The 20650-nt window shown below is 39.2% G+C and carries 23 protein-coding genes and 1 other annotated feature; of the genes, 11 read left to right on the forward strand and 12 right to left on the reverse strand.

Translation table 11 applies throughout. From position 1 onward, the window contains the following. The first annotated feature begins 108 nt into the window (after positions 1-108). A complete protein-coding gene (locus H9648_RS01370; RefSeq protein ID WP_066243921.1) occupies positions 109-327 on the forward strand; it encodes a DeoR family transcriptional regulator in 219 nt (72 codons plus the stop codon). Positions 328-416: 89 nt separating this feature from the next. On the opposite strand, the gene H9648_RS01375 is transcribed toward H9648_RS01370, so the two are convergent. Continuing rightward, the gene (locus tag H9648_RS01375; RefSeq protein WP_191751997.1) at positions 417-1052 is read right to left on the reverse strand and encodes a PRC-barrel domain-containing protein; all 636 of its coding nucleotides are present in this window, start codon (positions 1050-1052) and stop codon (positions 417-419) included. A gap of 40 nt (positions 1053-1092) precedes the next feature. Beyond that, complete coding sequence (locus tag H9648_RS01380; RefSeq protein ID WP_191751998.1) at positions 1093-1821, reverse strand: pseudouridine synthase; 729 nt, start codon at positions 1819-1821, stop codon at positions 1093-1095. A gap of 102 nt (positions 1822-1923) precedes the next feature. Between H9648_RS01380 and H9648_RS01385 the strand changes: the two genes are divergently transcribed. Next, positions 1924-2358, forward strand: a complete 435-nt coding sequence (locus tag H9648_RS01385; protein ID WP_191751999.1) for a DUF6884 domain-containing protein — start codon at positions 1924-1926, stop codon at positions 2356-2358. Positions 2359-2402: 44 nt separating this feature from the next. Here the strand turns inward: H9648_RS01385 and H9648_RS01390 are convergent, their stop codons facing one another. Further along, positions 2403-4010: a putative polysaccharide biosynthesis protein gene (locus H9648_RS01390; RefSeq protein ID WP_191752000.1), complete on the reverse strand. Its 1608-nt coding sequence runs from the start codon at positions 4008-4010 to the stop codon at positions 2403-2405. Between the two features lie 184 nt (positions 4011-4194). On the opposite strand from H9648_RS01390, the gene H9648_RS01395 reads away from it, so the two are divergent. After that, positions 4195-5457: a BaiN/RdsA family NAD(P)/FAD-dependent oxidoreductase gene (locus tag H9648_RS01395; protein WP_191752001.1), complete on the forward strand. Its 1263-nt coding sequence runs from the start codon at positions 4195-4197 to the stop codon at positions 5455-5457. 57 nt (positions 5458-5514) lie between these two features. On the opposite strand, the gene H9648_RS01400 is transcribed toward H9648_RS01395, so the two are convergent. The 5 genes from H9648_RS01400 to leuS form a co-directional block, all read right to left on the reverse strand. Then, the gene (locus H9648_RS01400; protein ID WP_191752002.1) at positions 5515-5718 is read right to left on the reverse strand and encodes a sporulation protein Cse60; all 204 of its coding nucleotides are present in this window, start codon (positions 5716-5718) and stop codon (positions 5515-5517) included. 89 nt (positions 5719-5807) lie between these two features. After that, complete coding sequence (locus H9648_RS01405; RefSeq protein WP_191752003.1) at positions 5808-6443, reverse strand: SDR family oxidoreductase; 636 nt, start codon at positions 6441-6443, stop codon at positions 5808-5810. A 200-nt stretch (positions 6444-6643) separates the two neighbouring features. Beyond that, positions 6644-8563, reverse strand: coding sequence for a putative bifunctional diguanylate cyclase/phosphodiesterase (locus H9648_RS01410; RefSeq protein WP_191752004.1), 1920 nt, complete (start codon positions 8561-8563; stop codon positions 6644-6646). Positions 8564-8699: 136 nt separating this feature from the next. Continuing rightward, the gene (locus H9648_RS01415) at positions 8700-8999 is read right to left on the reverse strand and encodes a rhodanese-like domain-containing protein (RefSeq protein ID WP_191752005.1); all 300 of its coding nucleotides are present in this window, start codon (positions 8997-8999) and stop codon (positions 8700-8702) included. Between the two features lie 15 nt (positions 9000-9014). Next, positions 9015-11435: a leucine--tRNA ligase gene (gene leuS / locus H9648_RS01420; RefSeq protein ID WP_191752006.1), complete on the reverse strand. Its 2421-nt coding sequence runs from the start codon at positions 11433-11435 to the stop codon at positions 9015-9017. Positions 11436-11496: 61 nt separating this feature from the next. After that, positions 11497-11726 (reverse strand) — a binding site (T-box leader). A gap of 203 nt (positions 11727-11929) precedes the next feature. On the opposite strand from leuS, the gene H9648_RS01425 reads away from it, so the two are divergent. Beyond that, positions 11930-12499 carry a biotin transporter BioY gene (locus H9648_RS01425; protein WP_191752007.1) on the forward strand — a complete coding sequence of 190 codons (570 nt, stop codon included), beginning with the start codon at positions 11930-11932 and terminating at the stop codon, positions 12497-12499. Positions 12500-12720: 221 nt separating this feature from the next. On the opposite strand, the gene H9648_RS01430 is transcribed toward H9648_RS01425, so the two are convergent. Then, positions 12721-13917, reverse strand: a complete 1197-nt coding sequence (locus H9648_RS01430) for an MDR family MFS transporter (protein ID WP_191752008.1) — start codon at positions 13915-13917, stop codon at positions 12721-12723. Between the two features lie 166 nt (positions 13918-14083). Here H9648_RS01430 and mnmL point away from each other — a divergent pair, with 166 nt between their 5' ends. Then, on the forward strand, positions 14084-15049 hold the full coding sequence (gene mnmL, locus H9648_RS01435) for a tRNA modification radical SAM protein MnmL/YtqA (protein WP_191752009.1): 966 nt from the start codon (positions 14084-14086) through the stop codon (positions 15047-15049). Next, entirely contained in the window at positions 15046-15621 is a 576-nt protein-coding gene (mnmM, locus tag H9648_RS01440; RefSeq protein ID WP_191752010.1) for a tRNA 5-(aminomethyl)-2-thiouridylate-methyltransferase MnmM, read from the forward strand. Before mnmL ends, mnmM begins: the two co-directional genes overlap by 4 nt. A gap of 265 nt (positions 15622-15886) precedes the next feature. Here mnmM and H9648_RS01445 read toward each other — a convergent pair whose 3' ends face one another. Both H9648_RS01445 and H9648_RS01450 read right to left on the reverse strand, forming a co-directional pair. Continuing rightward, on the reverse strand, positions 15887-16957 hold the full coding sequence (locus tag H9648_RS01445; RefSeq protein ID WP_191752011.1) for a tetraprenyl-beta-curcumene synthase family protein: 1071 nt from the start codon (positions 16955-16957) through the stop codon (positions 15887-15889). A 41-nt stretch (positions 16958-16998) separates the two neighbouring features. After that, the gene (locus tag H9648_RS01450) at positions 16999-17787 is read right to left on the reverse strand and encodes an alpha/beta hydrolase (RefSeq protein ID WP_191752012.1); all 789 of its coding nucleotides are present in this window, start codon (positions 17785-17787) and stop codon (positions 16999-17001) included. A gap of 81 nt (positions 17788-17868) precedes the next feature. Here H9648_RS01450 and H9648_RS01455 point away from each other — a divergent pair, with 81 nt between their 5' ends. Next, positions 17869-18387 (forward strand): gamma carbonic anhydrase, encoded by a 519-nt coding sequence (locus tag H9648_RS01455; protein WP_191752013.1) that lies wholly within the window; start codon positions 17869-17871, stop codon positions 18385-18387. Here the strand turns inward: H9648_RS01455 and H9648_RS01460 are convergent. Continuing rightward, positions 18377-18748 carry a VOC family protein gene (locus tag H9648_RS01460; RefSeq protein WP_191752014.1) on the reverse strand — a complete coding sequence of 124 codons (372 nt, stop codon included), beginning with the start codon at positions 18746-18748 and terminating at the stop codon, positions 18377-18379. The genes H9648_RS01455 and H9648_RS01460 overlap by 11 nt on opposite strands. A 140-nt stretch (positions 18749-18888) precedes the next feature. Here H9648_RS01460 and H9648_RS01465 point away from each other — a divergent pair, with 140 nt between their 5' ends. The 4 genes from H9648_RS01465 to H9648_RS01480 all read left to right on the forward strand — a co-directional run bounded on the left by H9648_RS01465 (position 18889) and on the right by H9648_RS01480 (position 20638). Beyond that, on the forward strand, positions 18889-19107 hold the full coding sequence (locus H9648_RS01465) for a spore coat associated protein CotJA (protein ID WP_191752015.1): 219 nt from the start codon (positions 18889-18891) through the stop codon (positions 19105-19107). A 41-nt stretch (positions 19108-19148) separates the two neighbouring features. Further along, entirely contained in the window at positions 19149-19376 is a 228-nt protein-coding gene (locus H9648_RS01470; RefSeq protein ID WP_066400262.1) for a spore coat protein CotJB, read from the forward strand. A 20-nt stretch (positions 19377-19396) separates the two neighbouring features. Further along, positions 19397-19966, forward strand: coding sequence for a spore coat protein CotJC (gene cotJC, locus H9648_RS01475; protein WP_191752016.1), 570 nt, complete (start codon positions 19397-19399; stop codon positions 19964-19966). 120 nt (positions 19967-20086) lie between these two features. Then, positions 20087-20638: a phosphatase PAP2 family protein gene (locus H9648_RS01480; protein ID WP_191752017.1), complete on the forward strand. Its 552-nt coding sequence runs from the start codon at positions 20087-20089 to the stop codon at positions 20636-20638. The last annotated feature ends 12 nt before the right edge of the window (positions 20639-20650 follow it).

The following is a 20650-nucleotide window of genomic DNA, read 5'->3' on the forward strand; positions in this document are numbered from 1 at the left end:
TGGGTCTTAAGAATTAAAAAGAATGTAATACAACGTTCATATTTCATTAACTTTAGACTGGTATCATATAGTGTGTTAACAACTATCTAAATAACAAGGAGTGGTTTTTTGAGTCCTTCAACTGACAGAATGTTGAATCGTGTGAAAGCCCTGTATTTGTTTATTCGCAAGAAAGGTACTGTAACAACACGAGAACTAGTTGAAGAATTTGGAACTACGCAGCGTACTATCCAGAGAGATCTTAACGTCCTCTCTTATAACAATTTAGTAACAAGCCCTGCCCGAGGTATGTGGGAAACAACAGGCAAAAAAGTAAAAGTTTCTTAAAAAGATATAATAAATTTTTGGATAAGCATATTGCATTAAATAATCCCTGCTAATAACTTAGCAGGGACTTTTTTTATTTACAATTAAATTTAAAGTTCGTCCTTGTTATCTCTTAAGAGCAGATCAGGAGTTCTTTCTATGTTCCATTCACGGTTTTCCCAATTCGGCGTTCCTGAAACAGGCATATACTTATCATCCTGACCGAATAAGTTCTTCCAAAATCCTTCCGCAAGAGAAAAACCAATAACTTGCTGACGATCTGTATCAATGATCAAATCTTTTATCTTTCCGATTTTTTCACCATCTTGATCGATGACAGTCCAATCTTTTATAGCCATATAAGAATAACACTCTTTTGGTTCATCTCTTTGTAATTCAATTCCGGAAAACACGAGTTTATCTTCATCAAATTCTCTCACTTGATGCCAAGGGATAAAAAAGGTTTCTTTTCCATAGTTCTGATTAGCAGCAAGGTTAGAGCTTCCAGTAAACGGAGTATGCTGTGTACCGATGCCTGAAGTGGCAGCCACTACTGTTTCCATATGTTTATCTGAGGGAATCTCTTCACGCTGATTGATTCCGTTGTCAACGGTGTACGTAAAATAACATAAACGGTGATCATACATATTAAATAGAATGTCGTCGATTTTATGCTGTGTTTCTTCAGTCGATATCGTATGATTTTGAGCTTTTGCACCCATTAACTTCTCTGCAGATAATTTCATTGGTATACAACTCCTTTTATTGGAAGATACCCCTAATAAATTATTCAAAAACATCCTCTTTTAAAGAAAGTAAGGATAGTTCTTCTTCCGCAAGCTCTCGATACATTCCTAACTCAAGCGATTCATCAAGCTTAAGCTGTCCCATCTGAATTCGTTTTAAGAAAATGACCTTTCTGCCAATAGCCTCAAACATCCTTTTCACTTGATGAAATTTCCCTTCAGTGATGGTTAGCTCAATCTCTGATTCTTTATCATCATTAGTCAAGATTTTTAATAAAGCAGGCTTTGTTTTATACCCATCATCTAAGATGACACCTTCTTTAAAATCCTCAAACGCATCCTCTGGAATCGATCCATTTATTTTTGCGTAATAAGTCTTAGGAACATGTTTTTTAGGTGATAACAAAGAATGTGACAGCTGGCCATCATTTGTTAAGATCAATAGACCCTCTGTATCAATGTCTAACCTTCCAACAGGAAATGGTTCGAAATTTTGATCTTCCATATAAAGTAGATCAATTACTGTTTCATGCCTGGAATCTTCAGTCGCTGAGATTACTCCTTGAGGCTTGTTCATCATCAGATAGATAAACTCTTTATAAACAGCTTCTTCTCCATGAACCATCACGTTGTCATGAACAGGATCTGCCTGAGTCTTTGCATCCTTTACAACCTCACCGTTCAACGTAACTGCACCTGATTTCAATAATTGTTTTACTTCTTTTCTGCTTCCATAGCCTGTATTTGATAACCATTTATCAATTCTCATAAAATACCTCCTGAATGAGTGATCTTTTTTTCCTATATTATTGTAAAAAATTGATTGATTTTTGAAGAAACAGGGTAATTTAGTACTATAGGAGGAATTGGAATGAAAAGGAAAATAGGTCTTCTAGCAACTGCACGTAAAAAAGCTTCTACCCCTTCTGCAGCTATAGATTTATACATAAGTCCCTTATTCGTTAAGTCTGTTCAATACGCACAAAATCATTATGATGATTTTTACTTTTTTAGTGCAAAAGAAGGACTGTTAACGAAAGACCAATACATTGAACCGTATAATGTTTCTATCAAAAATTTTACGACATCTGAAAAACGGGAATGGGCTCATCACGTGATACAAGACTTAGAACAAAACGTCAAGCCTTCTCAATGTAAGATTTATATTCATGGCGGCTGGGTATACCGAGAATTCTTACAGCCCGCGCTTGAAAGAGCAGGATTTCAATTTGAAATTCCTCTCGAAGGATACAGCATTGGTAATCAACTTAAATGGTATGATGAACAAAATCATGTCAAAAAATGAATACCGCAGAAAAAGAAGGCCACTTATCAGCCTTCTTTTTTCTTTTACTTATTTCTGCGTTTCAAAAAAGGAATGCGATCCCCTAATATGATATTTAATAGTCCTGAACGGTGACTTAAGAACACATACACCGCTCCCCCAGTGAGAATACCGATCGTTAATTTAATGATCGTATCAAGTCTTGTATTTGTCTCACCTAAGAGCGCGGATACGATCATAACAGTAACAGCCATCGCTGCGCAAAACAACGTGATCAGAACGGTTCTTCGGTATACCCATTTAAATGAGAAGCCGCTGTATTTTTTAATGATATACAGATTGAACAAGATCGAAAGTGTATATCCGATGTCTGTCGCAATGACAGAGCCAGTACCACCGAACAGCAATAATAATGGCTTGTTCAAAATCAGTTTGGCTAGGAAACCAGCTGATAAACTGATAAACGCATACCGTTGCTGGTTAAGCCCTTGTAGTAGTGCTGCAGTAACTGTAAACATCGCAAACCATAATGCGGTCGGCGCGTACCATTGAAGATAATAACCCCCGGTTTCCATAGATGATAACCCAAAGAGTGCACCATATGCAGGGTATGCAAGAACCGTTAGCCCGATCGCTGCTGGTGCAGTTAAGAACAGCACCATCTGAAACGTTTGCGTGATCTGCTTATGAAGAATTTCATCATCGTTTTGAGTGAAAGACTTCGTTATCACGGGTATTAAGGTCAGTGCAAGAGCAGTTGCTAATGATACTGGAATCATTACAAGCTTATGCGCGATCTGAGTGATGATGGCGAATACAGATTCCGCTTCTTTCAGCGTATAATCCATTTTCTTGAGCGTATTAACGATCGTAAACTGGTCCACCATCTGATAGAGCGGAATAGCTAGACCGACAGCTACAAACGGAATCGCATACTTGATCGTTTCCTTATAGATATCTTTTAACGAAATATCTGCAACAGATTTACTTTCTCTATACATCTTGTCCAGATGCGGTTTTCTTTTTATCCAATACCAGATGAGAACGGCTAAGCCTGCAACTGCTCCTAGCGTAGCTGCAAATGTAGAAAGCGCAACCGCTGTTGTTATCTCACCGTTCATTAGATTAATTACAACGAAGCTTCCAACTAAGATGAACACGATTCGAACGATCTGTTCAACGACTTGTGACACCGCTGTTGGACCCATAGATTGGAATCCTTGGAAATATCCACGAATCAAACTCATAGAAGGTACTACAATTAGAGCGGTACTTACCATTCGAATAACTAATGTAATATCTTCAATGCTGTTGCCTTGTCCACCTTTTTCATCAATGATCTGATGAGCAAGTATAGGCGCTAACATGTACAAGATGATAAAAGCTAGAGTTCCTGTCAGTGTCATGACTAGAAGACCGGATTTCAACAGTTTTCTTCCTGCTGCATAATCTCCTAATGCATTATATTTAGAAACAAATTTAGAAACAGCAAGCGGAACTCCCATTGTGGAAATACTAAGTAATATGGTATATGGAATATAAGCATAGCCGTATAGAGCCATACCTTGTTCTTCTACTAGATTGGTAAATGGAATTACAAAGATCAATCCGATGAATTTTGAGAAAAACGTCGCAGCGGATAAAATCAAAGTTCCACGAAGTAATCGAGACAACTATTTTCAGCTCCTACTAATCATCCTAAAAAACATTATTGATATTGTATCACATTAAAAGCGGATGTAACCTACTTTAACTTTTTGCAGAAAAGTAAGGATTATGAAACTTATAGTCTTTTTGTTAAAGCTATGCTATTGTATGAAATGACTTTTATTGAACGTATTAGAAAGTTGGGATTGTATGACTTATGATTGTATAGTAATCGGCGGTGGACCTTCTGGCCTCATGGCGAGTGTCGGTGCTGCTACGAATGGTGCACGTGTACTATTAATCGATAAAGGAGAAAAACTAGGTCGTAAACTTGCTATTTCAGGTGGCGGACGTTGCAACGTCACAAACCGCCTGCCTGTTGAAGAAATTATCAAGCATATTCCGGGTAACGGACGTTTTTTATACAGCGCCTTTTCTGTTTTTAATAACGAAGACATCATTCGATTTTTCGAAGGGCTAGGCATCGAACTAAAAGAAGAAGACCATGGACGCATGTTCCCTGTTACCAATAAGGCGACTGATGTTGTGGCTGTTCTTCTGCAAAAAATAAAGCAGCTTGGTGTTACGATCCGAACGAACACTCCCGTAAAAACGATACATTATGGTGAAGATATTCATGAGATTATCCTGCATAGCGGAGAAGTGATCCAAACAAAATCTATTGTAATCGCCGTAGGCGGTAAATCTGTTCCACATACAGGTTCCACAGGAGATGGTTATGCATGGGCAAAAAAAGCAGGGCACACGATCACAGAGCTCTACCCGACTGAGGTTCCCATCACTTCTAATGAATCATTCATCAAACAAAAAACGTTGCAAGGTATATCATTAAGAAACGTTGCACTCTCTGTATGGAATCCAAAAGGCAAGTTAATCAAAGCTCATCAGATGGACATGATTTTTACTCATTTTGGAGTATCCGGACCTGCAGCTTTAAGATGCAGCCAATATGTAGTCAAAGCGTTGAAAAAGTTTGATGTACCATTGATCGAGATGAAAATTGATTCTTTTCCAGATGAGAATGAAGATACTTTACTTACTTCCCTCCAGAAAAGGATAGATTCTGAACCTAAGAAAGCATTTAAAAACGTACTCAAAGGATTACTTCCAGAAAAGTTTCTTCATTTTTTAATCGAACGCGCAGAGATTGATGGGGAGTCGATTGCTGATCAAGTTTCCAAACAAGCGCTTCGTCAGCTTGTTTTACAAATGAAGAGTTTCTCCTTTTCTGTTAATGGTACATTATCGATCGAAAAAGCTTTTGTTACTGGAGGCGGAGTTTCAGTTAAAGAGATCGCACCTCAAACGATGGCATCTAAGAAACAAGAAGGCTTATTCTTTTGTGGGGAAATCTTAGATCTTCACGGATACACAGGTGGTTATAATATTACCGTTGCCTTTGTAACAGGAAATATCGCTGGAACGAATGCAGCCTACCATGCATTGAGCTAAGATAGAGCCTTATAAAACAAGAAGAGTGACAACCCGCGTAATGGTTGCCACTCTTCTTTATTTAAGCGTTCCAATTTTCTTATAGATAATCATCGCTGAAAAAGAAAACATCGTATCATCTTCTGAGTGCAAATTATCACAAACGGCTATCTGATATTTAATATCCACAATATTCTCAGGAGGTACAACGCTTAGAAACTCATTTAAAGCGATCTCTAAATCCTCTTCATGATCTTCATCAAAGATTTTTACTTGAATCATAAAAAAGCATCCCCTTTCAGCCAATAGTTTTGATAGTTCTTCGGCCTTTGGAGATGCTTATCCTTTGTTAAGTTTTGACTAGTTTTGTCTTACAGAGTTTCAAGAGCAGTTTGGATAGGTACTTCTCCTTCAATCAGTTCAAAAACTTTATGGCTTACGTTTTCATTCCCTATACATGCCGCAAGTGTTCTTGCCACATCTGCTCGAGGGATAGATCCTCGCTCGTTCAGTTTTACTTTAGCTTGGATCATGCCCATTCCATCCTCATCCGTCAGCGCACCCGGACGCAAGATTGTATAATTTAATGTGCTGTTTATCAGTTCTTGATCAGCTTTTCCTTTTGCCTCTAAATAATGCTGAAGTCCTTCTGGTCCTTTTTCAGGAGTGTCTGCACCAACCGAACTTACAAGAATAAATTGTTTCACCTTATTTTTTTGTGCTAATTGTATAGACTTTACCGCTCCTTCATAATCTACAGCATCTGTTTTCTCTGGTCCTGTATGACCACCAGAACCTGCAGTAAAGATGACAGCTTCGATCCCTTCATAAACATGGTCGAAATCATCTTCTAAGTCACCTAGAACAGCAGTAATATTCTCATGCTGAAAATGATCTTGCTGTTCTTCCTTTCGAACCATCGCTTTAATAGAGTGTTCTTGATCAGCTAGTATATTACATGTCATTTTACCAATATTACCGTTTGCTCCGATTACTAATACATTCACTACATATCCACTCCTTCTATTTGTCTACTTATGTAGTGTTTCACGAAATGAAGAATATAAAACATTTGATTGTGTAATAGAAGCATGGTTTTTGGTTTGCAGATTAGAAGGTTTTTGACTATATCTAGGGGAAAAATGACATGATCTGAATTCCAAAAAAAGCTCAAAACACCGTTCATTCGCGGCGTTTTAAGCTCTTCTCAATTCATCACAACATTCTTTTGCAACTGTTTTTTAAGTTCATCTGCATGAAGTGGTTTGTACAGATGATAACCTTGACCGTATATACATCCTTGTTCTATTAAGAAATCAATCTGCTCACGACTTTCGATACCTTCTGCAATGACGTGAAAATCGAGATTGTGTCCCATATCAATGATCGTTTTTACTATAGCTCCTGCTTTTTGATCTAATAAGATGTCATCGATGAACATCTTATCAATCTTCAATGTATCAACAGGCAATTGTCTCAAATACGTTAAAGAGGAGTAACCCGTACCAAAGTCATCTACTGAAATGCGAATTCCTTTTGCTCTTAAAGCATTCAAAATCGGAAGAGATTCTTCCATGTTTTGCATCGTCGTGCTTTCTGTAATCTCCAACTCTAATGAAGTAGGTGGAAACTCAGTCTCTGAAAGAATACTTTCTACTCTTTCAACAAAAGTTTCTTCTAATAGCTGTCTAACTGAAATATTTACCGAGATCAAGAGATCATTTAAGCCATTTTTATGCCAACTTATCCCTTGCATACAAGCTTCTCTTAACACCCATTCACCGATCGGTAGAATCATCCCCGTTTCTTCAGCGATCGGAACAAACTCAGCTGGAGAGATCAATCCTTCGTCTTCTTTATTCCAGCGTAATAACGCTTCAACACCTAGAATTTTCTTATTACCGATATGAACTAAAGGCTGATAAACAAGAAAGAACTCGTTGTTCATTAATGCTTTTCTTAAACCATGTTCGAGGTTTAACCTTCTTTCCATCCTGCCATCACGCTGTTCTGCGAAAAATTGATAAGTGTTTCGCCCTTTTTCTTTTGCCTGATACAGAGCAGAATCAGCACGTTTCAATAGGGTTTCGCTGTCTGTACCATTCTCAGGATAGTTACTAATCCCGATGCTTGGTGTTGTAAATACTTCTTGTCCACTTAACTTGAACGGTTTTGTAAAAGCTTGAATGATTTGTTCTGCTTTCTGTTTGATCTCACTGATTTCTTTAAAGTTTAACAAAATCAGAAATTCATCTCCGCTTCTCCTAAACACTGTTCCGTTATAACCAACCGTAACCTTTAAAAGGTCTGCTACCTTCTGCAACAGCAAATCACCAAAGCTATGTCCAAGCGTATCGTTCAGAACGTTAAACCGATCTAGATCTACATACAGCAAAGCTAGATTGCGACTCTGCACGTCTGCTTCCTTTATTTGTGTTTCTATCGTCTGCATAAATCCATTACGATTAGGCAGTCCCGTTAATTCATCATAATAAGCCATATGCTCAATCGTAATCTCAGCTCTTTTTCTTTCTGTAATATCAATAAGAATAGAGTTGAAGTCAACTAAATCTTGGTTGGCATCCAAAAAAGGAATTCCCCGATCTTGAATCCAGCGTATCTCACCGTTCGGCTTCATGATTCGATACTCACTTGTAGTGATCAATCCGTTCTGTATAGCGATACCTCGTTTTATGATGATCTCGTCATCATCAGGGTGAATGACCTTTTTCCATAATTCCGAGTCATCATAAAAAGCTTGCAAAGGATAACCATATAATTTTTCAATACCAGATGTGATCAGAAGTTTATTCGTCTTCAAATTGTGTGACCATATCGCAACATCGATACTGTCAAAGATATTTTGAAGCTTTACTCGGCTCGCTTCTAATTCAGCAAACGTTTCTTTATGATTTAAGATCTCCTGCTCTAAATTTACCGCATAACTATCTTTTACGATCAGCATCTTATAGATCAAAATTACAAAAAGAACTACAATTCCTAGATCAATTCCATACATTAAATAACTCTGATTGTACATTAATCCTATTGTGCTTACAGTATGTAAGGTAAACAAAACAGCTATGATATAGGTCCATTTTTTTGTTTTTGCGTGTTTTAATGGCATTTGTAAGCCTCCAAGGCTAGTAAGTATACCTTTTCTATCGGCTATTTCATGGAAATTTAAACTTTCTTCAATAAAGTAAACATACTTATTAAAAAACTCTCCGCTCAATTCTTGAGCAGAGAGTTATATTTTCGTTTTAGTCCTTATTATATTCCAACATGCCGCCTGTCATATTCTTGACCTTAAATCCATGATCTAGCAGGAAATAAGCAACATTCTCACTGCGGCGTCCGGAACGGCAGACGATGATGTGTTCTTCGTCTTTGTTTATTTCATCTAAACGAACTGGTATTTCACCCATTTTGATATGCGCTGCCTCCGGGATCTTCCCTTCAGCTACTTCTTCATCTTCTCGAACATCAATCAGAGAGATCTTTTTGCCCTCTTGGAGCAATTGCTTTACTTCTGATGGTGAAATTTCTATTAATTCTTCCATGAACGTTTGCCTCCTTTAATTCGCAACGATATTCACAAGCTTACCTGGAACTGTAATCACTTTGCGAATCGTCTTTCCTTCAATGCTTTGTTGAACGGATTCATCTTTTAAAGCAGCTTCTTCCATATCAGATCCACTGATGTTTGCTGCAATTGTCATCTTCGCTTTAAGTTTACCGTTCACTTGGACTACAATTTCAACTTCATTCTCTACAAGTTGAGCTTCGTCCCAAACTGGCCAAGATGCATATGCGATGCTGCCTTCTCCACCTAGCATTTCCCAAAGTTCTTCACAAATATGTGGAGCAATCGGGGAAAGCATCTTAACAAAACCTTGCATGAAATCTTTTGGAAGAACTTCTTGTTTGTTTGCTTCATTCACAAAAACCATCAGTTGTGAAATGGCTGTATTAAAGCGCAGTCCTTCATAATCTTCAGTTACTTTCTTCACCGTCATATGATAGAGACGATTGAAGGTTTCTGTTCCATGTGTATCTTGAATCGACGGATTGATTTTCTCTCCATCTTCAGCTAGAAGCAATCTCCATACACGATCCAAGAATCTGCGAGCTCCATCTAAACCAGTTGTGCTCCATGCGATAGAAGCATCAAGTGGTCCCATAAACATCTCATACAAGCGTAGTGTATCTGCGCCATGGCTCGATACGATCTCATCAGGGTTAACTACGTTCCCTTTAGATTTACTCATCTTCTCATTATTTTCTCCAAGAATCATTCCCTGGTTGTAAAGTTTTTGGAAAGGCTCTTTTGTCGGAACGATACCAAGATCATACATAACCTTATGCCAGAAACGAGCATAGAGAAGGTGCAACACTGCGTGTTCCGCTCCACCAATATAAATATCAACGGGAAGCCAATGCTTAAGCTTCTCAGGAGATGCTAATTGCTCCTCGTTTTTCGGATCAATATAACGAAGGTAATACCAGCAGCTTCCTGCCCATTGTGGCATCGTATTCGTTTCACGGCGTCCTTTCTTTCCTGTTTCGGGATCTACAACGTTTACCCACTCTTCTACGATTGCAAGTGGAGATTCACCAGTACCAGAAGGTTTAATCTCTTTAACAACTGGTAGAAGAAGAGGAAGTTGATCTTCTGACACTGTCGACATCGTACCATCTTCCCAGTGGATGACCGGGATCGGTTCACCCCAATAACGCTGACGTGAGAACAACCAGTCACGAAGACGATAAGTGATTTTCTTCTCACCTTTTCCGTTCTCAGAAAGCCAATCGTTCATCGTAGCAATCGCTTGTTCTTTTTGCATCCCATTTAAGAAATCTGAATTAACGTGTTCACCATCACCTGTGTATGCTTCCTCTGCCACATTTCCGCCGGCAACCACTTCAGAGATCGGAAGTTCAAACTTCACTGCGAACTCGTGATCACGTTCATCGTGCGCAGGAACTGCCATGATCGCACCCGTTCCATAGCTTGCTAACACATAGTCTGCAATCCAGATCGGAAGCTTCGCACCTGTTACAGGATGGATAGCGTATCCACCTGTAAACACACCAGATTTTTCTTTGGCAAGCTCTGTACGTTCCAAATCAGACTTTGTTTCTACTTGTCTTTGATAAGCCGTTACGGCCTCTTTTTGGTCTTCTGTTACAATATCGTTTACTAGTTTATTTTCAGGAGCTAACACTAAGTATGTCGCACCGAAAAGTGTATCTGGTCGAGTCGTGAACACAGTGATCTTAGAAGAATGTCCATCTACATCAAAGTGAACTTCAGCTCCCTCTGAGCGGCCGATCCAGTTTCGCTGCATATCTTTCAAGCTCTCAGGCCAATCTAGTTCATCTAGATCTTCTAATAATCTGTCAGCGTATGCTGTGATTTTAAGCATCCATTGTCTCATGGGTTTACGAACGACAGGATGGCCTCCGCGTTCACTTTTTCCATCGATGACTTCTTCGTTCGCAAGTACCGTCCCAAGCGCTTCACACCAGTTCACAGGTACTTCATCTACATACGCAAGTCCTTTATTATAAAGCTGGATAAAAATCCATTGTGTCCATTTGTAATAAGAAGGATCTGTTGTGTTAACTTCACGGTCCCAGTCATAAGAAAAACCAAGCTCTTTAATCTGTCTGCGGAACGTGTTGATGTTTGTTTCTGTAAATTCTGCTGGATCGTTTCCTGTATCAAGCGCATATTGTTCTGCAGGAAGTCCGAAAGCATCCCACCCCATCGGATGAAGTACGTTGTATCCTTGCATACGCTTCATTCTAGATAGAATATCTGTCGCCGTGTAACCTTCTGGATGACCAACGTGAAGGCCAGCTCCAGATGGGTATGGAAACATATCTAGCGCGTAAAATTTCTTTTTATCATATTCTTCTTTTGTTTGGAACGTCTTGTTCTCATCCCAGAACAGCTGCCACTTTTTCTCGATTGTTTTGTGGTTATAATACATAACCGATCCTCCTTAGAAAACTGTACTTTTAAAAACAAAAAACCTCCCGCCCCTAATAAACATTAGGGACGAAAGGTTAGTTAACAATTTCAACCTGCCGCGGTACCACCCTGATTAATGCAACGATCGCATTCACTCGGAAACATACCTTAACGCGGCGAACGGCAAGCATTACTACATTCACACTTGCAACTAAAGGGTGAGTTCAAAAAAGTCCGGGTTGACTTGCACCAGCCGTCAACTCTCTATCATTTCCATTCTTTTTTTACTATTCCCTATCATCGTTATTAAAAAATTTAGATGCTAATTTGTATTTTATGAATAACTCCCTAAATTGTCAAGGTTGTTTAGAAGTATAATAGCCTATTTTTACCACTTTTAAACAAAGCCTATATCGCTGTAAGCCGTATCTTGACAAACATTAATGAGCTGTTTAATGTAATGTTAACTGTTATTATTTTAAAGTTAACATTAAAAAAAGGGGTGCAACAGACATGCATGAAAGCAACGAAAAACTGAAGATGTCACTATACGTAGCACTTATGGCTGGAATTACAGCGATCCTTGCCCAGCTGACCATTCCACTGCCATTAGTTCCGATTACGGGACAGACTTTAGCGATTGGGCTTTGCGCAACCATTTTGGGACGTAAATACGGCACATTAGCAGTAATGATCTACGTCGCTATGGGTGCGATCGGTCTCCCTGTTTTCTCTGAGGCTAAAGGTGGCTTTATGGTACTGATCGGTCCAACAGGAGGCTATATCGTCGGCTTTATCATCGCCGCTTATATCACTGGACTCATCTTAGAAAAAACAAGTTTTACTCTTTTTCCTGCTGTTGTTGCAAACATTGTGGGTATGGTGATCACACTTGTGTTCGGTGCCGTTCAATTAAAGTTCATCGCAAGCTTAAGCTGGGAACAAGCGATAAGTGGTGGTGTTATTCCGTTTCTCCTTGTAGGTGTAATCAAAGCCCTTTTAGCAGCTATTCTTGGCGTTACGATCAGAAGAAGGTTGATGTCTGCGAAACTGCTTCCAAAAGAAGCAACAAGACCCGCTTAATTAAATAAAAATTAAGACTCTTGTCGGAAACTTTGTCACGTTTGTAAGTAGTTTATTTACGCTCCAGGTTGCTTCGCTTTCCGCGGGGCGACCGGTGAGCCCCTTGCCGCTCTGCGCCCCTAAGTGTCTCACCTGACCGCTCGCCCCGCAGGAGTCTCGCCCCCTTCCACTCCAATCAACATTCAACGAAGAGAAGAACAAGATTACCAAGCAACAATCTTTTAAGAAGCTTGTTGAGAGGTTTCAGTCTGCTGGATGGCATGCCGATTCTTGCTGTATATAATCGTTAGAATAAAGGCAAGCACCATCAAGCCGATAATCGTTTGAAACAACACGGATATGTTGAATAGATCTGCAATCATTCCTCCAAACAACGGACCGATCATCCTTCCGCCTGTGGCAGTAGAATTTACGATTCCTTGATAGAATCCGGCCCTGCCTTCAGGAGCTAGCTCTGCTGCAATGGACGGAACACCTGGCCATACGAGCATTTCGCCTATAGTAAGAACGATCATGGCCATCATAAAGCCACTAAAGTCTTTTGCATTTCCTACCATCACAAAAGAAATAACAAATATACAATAGCCGACTAAAATTTGCGATGTTGTGGAGTGAAGCCATCTTTTCAGGAAAAGATTGACTAGTGGCTGACCAAGAACGATAAACACACCATTAACAGTCCAAAGCAAACTGTACATCTTTAAAGTTACCCCTAGTGATTGCGTATAAGCAGCTATCGTAGACTGCCATTGAACGTAACCGATCCAAGCTAACAGATACCCTCCACATAAAATCAATAGTGCCATAAAAGCTTCTTTGTTATGAATTCTTTTTCGTTGGGAAAAAACGGTTTGTACAGATGCTTCATCTGTTTCATCGATTCCTTTAAAACCGAACAGCACAATCATAAAAAATACAAAAGATAGAGCCGAGCAACTGACGAAAGAGAGTGTAAAAGAATAAGAAGCTGCAAAACCACCAAGTGCAGCCCCGAGCGCTACCCCTACGTTCTGTGCAATATAGATTCGGTTAAATGCTTTTCTTCCACCCTCTTTCCACATCGTACCTGCTAATGCATACATAGATGGAAAGACGATTCCCATTCCAAATCCCATAAAAACAAGAAGGATACTGTACATCCAGAAATCATGAAACCAAATTAGTAAGAAGGAAGTCGTAAATGAAATGGAGACTCCGAGCATAATCGTCTTGTAGCCTCCTAATTTATCAAACAGCAATCCTCCCGTTAAGTTACCTATAATACCGGCACCTGAGTTAAGTAATAGAACAATGCCTGCTACGGTAAGTGACTTACCGAGATGTCCATGTATAAAAATCGTATTGATCGGCCACAAAAAACTTGAGCCCGTCACATTAAGTGCCATTCCAATAATGAGCAGCCATACTTTCGCTGGCATAAATATTCCCCCGCTTGCTAACTAAGATGTCATAAACCACTCTGTATTTTATTCCTTTTTCCTGCACTTTACAATTTGAAAGTACTGACAACTCACTTTGCCGCTCACAGTGCGAACATGCTACAATGTCATATGGTGCTCATCACCGTATAAAGGAGTGAGGAAGATGACACACCTTATGGAAAAACCAGATTATTTTGGTGAAAAACGATATTACACATGGAATCAGCATTTAAAGTCCCATTTTGGAGATAAAATTATTAAAGTACCACTTGATGGCGGATTCGATTGTCCGAATCGTGATGGAAACGCAGCATTTGGAGGATGTACCTTCTGCTCTCAAAGTGGCTCAGGTGATTTTGCAGGAAACCGCCGTGATGATATCATCACACAGTTTCACACCGTCAAAGAACGAATGCATTCAAAGTGGAAAAAAGGGAAGTACATCGGCTACTTTCAAGCTTTTACGAATACTTATGCTCCTGTTGAGCAACTAAAAGAACTTTATGAAACGGTACTGGAACAAGAAGGCGTTGTTGGACTTTCAATTGCAACGAGACCTGATTGTTTACCGGATGATGTGATCGAATATCTTGCTGACTTAAATAAAAGAACGTATCTTTGGATAGAGTTAGGACTTCAAACTGTACATGAACGAACAGCTCTGCTCATAAACAGAGCTCATGACTACGCAACATATGTAGAAGGCGTTAAAAAACTTCGAAAACACAACATAAGAGTATGTTCACACATCATTAACGGATTGCCATTAGAAACTCCAGAGATGATGATGGAAACTGCAAGAGAAGTTGCGAAACTTAATGTTCAAGGGATTAAGATCCATTTGCTCCACCTTCTAAAAAAGACCCCTATGGTCAAACAATACGAACAAGGCATGTTAGAATTTCTTGATTTTGACACGTATGTAAAACTTGTTTGTGACCAACTAGAGATTCTTCCCCCACAAATGATGATTCATCGCCTTACTGGAGACGGACCATCTGATCTATTGGTCGGACCGATGTGGAGTCTGAATAAATGGAAAGTGTTAAACGCGATCGAAAGTGAACTTAAAAACAGAAATAGTTTTCAAGGGAAATTTTATAATACGTCTGAGGTGAACACCCCATGAAATTAGAAGGAGTATTGCCGTTTGCGAGAACGCTTCTTCGTACATTTTGTGATGAGGGAGATATCGTAATTGATGCGACTTGCGGAAACGGAAATGACACTTTATTTTTATCAAAACTCGTTGGTGAGAACGGTCATGTGTATGCTTTTGATATTCAAGAGCAAGCGATCGAGAACTCAAAGCAACGGCTTGTTGATCATCATGCAGATCATAACGTTACCTTTTATCATGCCTCACATGATGAGTTAACAACTCAGTTACCTAGTGATCTTCATACAAAAATAACTGCTGCTATTTTTAACCTCGGTTATTTGCCTGGAAGCGACAAGTCGATTACTACAACAGGATCATCTACCATCGGTGCAATTGAACAGCTTCTGCAACTATTAAAACCTGAAGGCGTAATCATCCTCGTGATCTACCATGGACATGAAGAAGGAAAAAGAGAAAAAGAACTAGTCATGAGTTACGTAAAACAGCTGGATCAAAAACAGGCTCATGTTTTACAATACGAATTTATTAATCAAAAGAACGACCCGCCATTTGTAGTGGCAATCGAAAAAAGAGGCTGAATTCAACTAATCAAAGTTGATTCAGCCTTTTTTCAGGATTCAGAAACTGGTCGTCCTATATACACGCCGGGGTATTATGCTACATCAATCCAGAAATTTGAGCACGCAATCCAAATATTCCGGCTGTTTATCCACGAGATTTGCCTCTCAATCCAAAAGTTTTTGTCTTTTATCCACGAGTTTACATTCCTCGACAAATTATGCATTAGTTACTATCCTCACATACCCCTGCTAAATGCGAAGTACATGGATCTTGACATTACTTTTATGAGAGAGAAGGTTTTAATCTTTGATATAATTTTCGATTTACATAAAAGAAGTAACTTGTTGCCCCTCCCACTTTAACGAGCTTTGAAGCCATCTTTTTAATCCCAGGACTTTCAGACACCTTCTTATCTGCAAGGTAGATTCCTAATAAGCCTCTTTGGATCAAGCGGTGAAACTTTGAATTAGGAAGATTAGCACAGCTTTTTTCTGCTTTTTCCGCAAAATAAACCATTCGTTCAAGCATGTGCTGATCATTCTTATAATACGTACAAAAGTTTAGATCGCCTTCCAACTTGTCCTCATTTTGATCAATAAAATAATCTAAAAGAATATGAAGACCTTGCAGCCATGGAAAGTATCCTTTCTTTATCGTTGCTGCAGATTCTTTCGTGAAGTTTCCTTGAAATGCATAACTGACTAGACAGAAGATACCCAGCGTTGAACCTGCACAAGCTGAAAATTCATACCATGTGATATCTGGTAGAACAGATTGATACTCTCCGAACCAACTGATTAGCCGTGGCTCTCTCTCTTGAACGATCACATGTTTATGAACTTGCAAATCACAATAGATCGAGGCTAGTCCGATCAGTTCACTCGCGATATTTGGATAAGCTTTCATCTCTGACAAAACGTTTTGACACGTATAAACTAGTTCGTTTAAATAACCGCCGTCGTCCTGTTCTTCTCGGTAACGGTAATAATTTGTTGGAACAGCACCAGGAGATAACGCATGAAACATACTCTCATGAAGGGCACGGAAATCCTTTTCATTCAGTGAAGTGCTTCTGTCACAGAGGTTATCTAAATAGTCGCTGATCGTTTGGTACGCCACCACAAACTCGATGGCTTTTTTGCGATGATCCCCTGCTAGCAGTGTAAGGATAGCTCCCCCTTCACAGTGAAACATCTTATCCGAGATGCTGCTGACTGCCTGTCTTCTTAATTCATGGTTCGGAATCTTCACAGCTCTCTCATGCCAAGACTTAAGCAGATCGCTGACAGCCGGAAAGATATGCGTATAAACGGAATACATCAATCCCCAAGGGTGAACCGGAACTTTGTTCATAAGATGGCTCCTTTTGTTTATTTCTTCCCTTACCTTTTTCTTTAATCGACGTTGCTATGCAGAAATAGAAATTTTTTTACATAATTAAACACATGATCTCTTTCAGGCTCGTTTAATACTTCATGATATAGTGATGGAAATTCCTTATACCATTTTTCTTCGAGTTGCACTGCGTTAAACCATTGCTTCACTTTCATTTTGTCCACGATTCGATCATCCCCCGCTTGTAAAAGCATTAATGGTACATTGGGGAAATCTTTATCATGATCGAAAACATGTTTTATCGAACCAATCAACTCTCGATACCACCTGACAGAAACTTTCTTAACGATCAGCTTATCCTCTTTATCACGTAAACGGATCTCTTCGTTCCTGGTAGCACTGCCTTCAGGTAAGTTGGTCGCTAACCTTACACTCGGAGCGAGTTTGTTCAATAGAACGGAAACTGCTTCTTTTCCTTTTGATGGGTAATGAACCAACCCTAAACATGGAGAGGATAAGATAACAGCTTTAACATTAAGCCTTTTTTCCATCAAGGTTCTGATTACGGCTAATCCACCCATGCTATGTCCTAAGATATATACGGGAAGGCCAAATTTCTCGGCTTCAAGATACCATTTTTCTATTGTTTGAATATAATCGTCGAATGCATCAATATGCCCTCTTCTTCTCGTTGTCGTTCCTTGACCCGGAAGATCGCCTGAAACACAATGCAAGCCCGCTTCGTTCAATTGTTTGATAACCCAATCATACCTGCCGTGATGTTCGTTTGCTCCATGAACGACTACGATTGTTCCGATTGCATTTCTTTTTGTTTTCCATGTCCACATTTCTCCACCTTCTCTATTCATAAGACTTGGTGATTTGCTAAACTGTATATAGATAAATAATGATAAAAGGAGTGTGTAACCATGATCTATCCATTTGGAGATAAACAACCTAAGATTTCAGAAACCGCCTTTATTGCAGACTATGTTACCATTACGGGCGATGTTCAGATCGGCGAATTTTCTTCTATCTGGTTTAATACATCCATACGAGGAGACGTTTCCCCAACTATTATCGGGGACTATGTAAACGTTCAAGATAACTCTGTTCTTCATCAAAGTCCAAACCGTCCCCTTCATTTAAAAGACGGCGTGACTGTTGGTCATAGCGTGATTTTACATAGTTGTATCATTGAAGAGAACGCATTGATCGGCATGGGTTCACTCATATTAGATGGAGCTCACATCGGAGAAGGAGCTTTTATAGGTGCAGGAAGTCTTGTTCCTCCTGGAAAAAAGATACCGCCAAACACCTTAGCTTTCGGCCGACCAGCTAAGGTGATCAGAGAGTTAACAGAAGAAGATATTACGGACATGAACCGAATCCGCCGTGAATATTACGAGAAAGGACAGTATTATAAATCTCTCCAACCTAAACGTTAAACTCGATTAAGTTACCATCAGGGTCACTCACAAAAACCTGGTGCCACTCTGTTTTATTTGTTGGTTTGTTAACATATGGAACGTTATGAGCATCTAATGTTTTTAATAGCTTGTCCATATCCGTAACCCTTATGGCAAAATGGCCATCTCTGCTATCAATTTCTTTCGTATTTCTTCTAGCTTTACCTTCAGGATGGACGATTAAATGAAGCTGTGTGTCACCGATATCATACCAAACGCCTGGAAAATCAAATTGCGGGCGTTTTTTATTTTGCTTGAATCCAAGAATTCCCTCATAAAAATACAATGATTCTTTTAGATTTGTTACAAGTAAGGATACATGATGTATGCCTGCATACATATATAGCCACCTCTTCTCTCTGTTTGTTTTGCCCATAATTTTAACATAGAAACAAAGAATTTGAGATGAAATCGTACTGAAACTGCTACCCTTTTTAAATACTAATAATACTAGTTAACAATATGAAAGGAAGTTGTCTCATGAGTACATCTAATCAAAAGTCTTATGTTCCTTATCATAGCCCTTACGATCCGTGCCCTCCGATCGGAAAAAAATATTACTCTACTCCTCCAAATCTGTATATGGGGTTCCAGCCTTATAATCTGCCACAATACTCACCAAAAGAAGCACTACAAAAAGGCACATTATGGCCAGCATTCTACGATTATTACGAAAATCCTTATGAAAGAAGGAGGTAATCTTTGTGCAATCAACCTTACCAGAAGAATTCTATCAATGGATGGAAGAACTTCAAGCAGTTGATTTTGTTCTCGTGGAACTCACCTTATATCTCGATACACACCCTCAGGATCAATCTGCAGTCCAACAGTTTAATCAGTTCGCAAAACAAAGAAAACAGATCAAAAGAGCTATTGAATCAAAATACGGTCCTCTCCAGCAATACGGAAACAGTTATTCTGGCATGCCCTGGAACTGGAGTGACGGACCATGGCCATGGCAGTTATAAAAGGAAGGAGGTTCACTTAAATGTGGGTGTATGAAAAGAAACTGCAATATCCTGTTAAAGTCACATCATGTAACCCGACACTTGCTAAATACTTAATCGAACAATACGGAGGTGCAGATGGAGAACTCGCAGCTGCTCTTCGGTATTTAAATCAGCGTTATACGATTCCAGATAAAGTGATAGGACTTCTTACGGATATCGGTACAGAAGAATTCGCTCATCTTGAGATGATTGCAACAATGATCTATAAGCTGACAAAAGACGCCACACCCGAGCAATTAAAAGCCGCAGGCATTGCAGATCACTATGTAAATCACGACAGCGCATTATTTTACCACAATGCAGCCGGTGTACCATTTACTGCAAGCTACATAGCTGCAAAAGGTGATCCGATAGCTGATTTATATGAAGATATTGCAGCAGAAGAAAAAGCACGTGCTACCTACCAATGGATCATCAATATGTCAGACGATCCTGATCTTAATGACTCTCTTCGTTTTCTAAGGGAAAGAGAGATTATTCATTCCCAAAGATTCCGTGAGGCGGTGGAAATCTTAAAAGAAGAACGTGACAGAAAAATATATTTCTAGCCATTCTGCTCTTGCAGGATGGTTTTTTTATAATAATTTCATACTGTCTTCATGTTCCCCTTACAATTGTATTTTATTATTATAGTATCGAACAAAATATGAATGGTAAGGGGGATATTCATGGCAAAAGTAATCGATTGGCTTTATGAAAAAGAGTGTACATTTTTCCGGCTGATTAATGGAAGACTGCACAGGAATTCAATGGACCATTTCTTTCACATTTGGACACATCTTGGTGGTGCAACAGCTACCATATCGACAAGTATTCTGCTTCTGTTATTTCTCCCTATGCATCTAAAGTCTTGGGGAATTGTTTGTATGCTGTCATTATTGATCAGTCACATTCCTGTTGCGATTTCTAAGAAAATGTACCCGAGAAAGAGACCGTATTTAAGTCTTCCAGATACGAATATCGGCGAAAATCCATTAAAAGACCATTCTTTTCCATCCGGTCATACAACGGCTGTATTTTCAATCGTAACGCCTTTGATACTATTGAATCCTTTTATCGGAATATTTTTATTGGTCGCTGCTCTTTTGGTAGCCATCTCTCGTATGTATCTAGGTCTTCACTATCCTTCTGATGTACTTGCAGGAATGATTCTAGGCATCAGCTCAAGCTTCTTTTCTTTGTTTTTAGTTAATAGCTTTGTCTTGCATTACTTCTTATAAAAAGGAGATGAA

The sequence above is a fragment of the Fictibacillus norfolkensis genome, from assembly GCF_014836645.1.
Classification (GTDB): Bacteria; Bacillota; Bacilli; order Bacillales; family Fictibacillaceae; genus Fictibacillus; species Fictibacillus norfolkensis.